Genomic DNA, 1,796 nt, shown 5'->3' with positions numbered 1-1,796 from the left:
CCGGGCTCGGTCGCGTCGCCGAGGCGCGCGGCGATCACGCCGCGGCTCGGTCGCGATACCGGGAGATCGTCGAGTCGGCTGCCGTGATCGGCGCCTCCACCCCGGACGCGCTCCGCCTGATGGGCCTGCCCGAAAGCCTCGTCGAGGCGGTGATTCTGCTGCGGTGAGCTCCGCCGGGGCGGCCATCGAATAGGTTTTGGTCATGGGCTACCGCGAGGAAGATCCGCACCCCGCCGGCGCCGGCTACACCCCCATGGTCGCTCCGGAGCAGGCCGAGCTCATCCGCCGCTGGCACGAGCGGGCCTACCAGGCCGCCAGGGCCGAGGCCGTCGCCGAGCAGACATTCACCTATCTGGGCAGGACCGTGGTAGTCCCGCCGCAGGTGCAGCCGATCACCGGGATGTCGCATCTGCTGGGCGAGGCCGTCCTGGCCGAGGTGCGGGCGGGAGATCGTGTCCTGGACATGGGCACCGGCAGCGGCGTCAACGCCATATTGGCCGCCTCGACCGCGAAACAGGTGCTGGCGGTCGACATCAACCCCGTAGCCGTCGAGGCCGCACGCGGCAATGCCGAGCGCAACGGCGTCGCCGACCGGGTCGAGGTCAGGCTCAGTGACGTGTTCGCCGACGTCGACGGGCGGTTCGACCTGATCGTCTTTGATCCGCCGTTCCGCTGGTTCTCCCCGCGCGATCTGCTCGAGGCCGCCACCACCGACGAGAACTATCGGGCCATGACGTCCTTCTTCCGTCAGGCCAGAGAGCATCTCACCCCGACGGGCAGAATGCTGATCTTCTTCGGCAGCTCCGGAGACCTGCCGTACCTCAGACATCTGATGGACGAACAGGGCTTCGCCGTAGAGGTCGTCGCCCAGCAGGACCTGACCAAGGACGACCAGTCGGTCAGTTACTTCACCTTCCGCCTGACCTGACCCATGACCTACGGGTGCAGATCAGCAATCAGTCCCCTCCCGAGATGGAAGCCCGCATGACCGTCACTCCCGCACAATTGCGTGCCCTCGCGAGCCGCGCCGAGGCACTCACCGCCGAGGTCCGGGAACTCTGCGGCAGCGTCCCGGCCGGATCTCCCGAACGCGATCACCTTGGGGCCGCCTGGCATGCCGCGGACTGGCTCGCCAGAGGCGCCGAGGACCTGCAGCACGCGGCCGAAGACCTGGCCAGGCTCAGGTCCCAGCCGGTGTGCGGCATCGGGTGGGGCGTCTGCCCCGAGCACGGCAACACGCTGTCCTCCCGCGCCGGCGTCACCACGTGCCGGGTGTGCCGCCTCACGTGGAACTATGACCGGCTCGGCCAGCCGTGCCGCGAGCCGGTGACCTGGAAGGTGACAGACCCGGCCGGGACGGAGACGAAAATGTGCGACGGGCACGTGCTGGGCGCCCGCGCGGCCATGGGGAGCGCCACCTTCACACGCGTCGACGCAGGGGCCGATCAGTCGTGACCGCTTGATCGCGCGGGGAGATCGCCACGGGCGGTCCAGTCCGTGATCGACCTCCCCAGATCGTCGCCGCCCTCAGGTGAGAGCCTGGCGGTGCAGGCGGGCGGCCTTGGCCATGTTCCAGCCCAGCACTCCGGCGACCTTGCCGCCGAGGCGGTACAGGGCGACGAAGCGGTTCTGCTCGGGATCGCCCTCCACGACCTCGACCTCGGCGTCAGGAGACAGGAAGCCGTGGGCCTGGATCTTGACGTCGTACTGGTCGGTCCAGAAGTAGGGGATGGGCGTGTAGGCGCGGTCCTCGCCGAGGATGTTGGCCGCCACGACCTGGGCCTGTTCGACGGCGT

The 1,796-nt window shown here is 69.3% G+C and carries 3 protein-coding genes; 2 read left to right on the top strand and 1 reads right to left on the bottom strand.

Annotated elements, in window-relative coordinates:
* Positions 1–202 precede the first annotated feature (202 nt).
* Both AB0J09_RS63920 and AB0J09_RS63915 read left to right on the top strand, forming a co-directional pair.
* Positions 203–928, top strand: a complete 726-nt coding sequence (locus AB0J09_RS63920; RefSeq protein ID WP_360714166.1) for a methyltransferase — start codon at positions 203–205, stop codon at positions 926–928.
* A gap of 56 nt (positions 929–984) precedes the next feature.
* Positions 985–1,455: a hypothetical protein gene (locus tag AB0J09_RS63915; RefSeq protein ID WP_360714164.1), complete on the top strand. Its 471-nt coding sequence runs from the start codon at positions 985–987 to the stop codon at positions 1,453–1,455.
* A gap of 72 nt (positions 1,456–1,527) precedes the next feature.
* Here AB0J09_RS63915 and AB0J09_RS63910 read toward each other — a convergent pair.
* Positions 1,528–1,796: oxidoreductase C-terminal domain-containing protein (locus AB0J09_RS63910; RefSeq protein WP_360714162.1), on the bottom strand; the 269-nt coding region annotated here is incomplete at its 5' end.

It is taken from the genome of Nonomuraea sp. NPDC049784 (assembly GCF_040659615.1).
In the GTDB taxonomy this organism is placed as follows: domain Bacteria; phylum Actinomycetota; class Actinomycetes; order Streptosporangiales; family Streptosporangiaceae; genus Nonomuraea.
Note: the sequence above shows the minus strand (reverse complement) of the source record. Positions and strands in the feature narration are given on the sequence as shown.

Excerpts from the sequence above, each read along its gene's own strand:
- AB0J09_RS63915 (WP_360714164.1), top strand. The coding sequence starts at position 985 with ATGACCGTCACTCCCGCACAATTGCGTGCCCTCGCGAGCCGCGCCGAG.
- AB0J09_RS63920 (WP_360714166.1), top strand. The coding sequence starts at position 203 with ATGGGCTACCGCGAGGAAGATCCGCACCCCGCCGGCGCCGGCTACACC.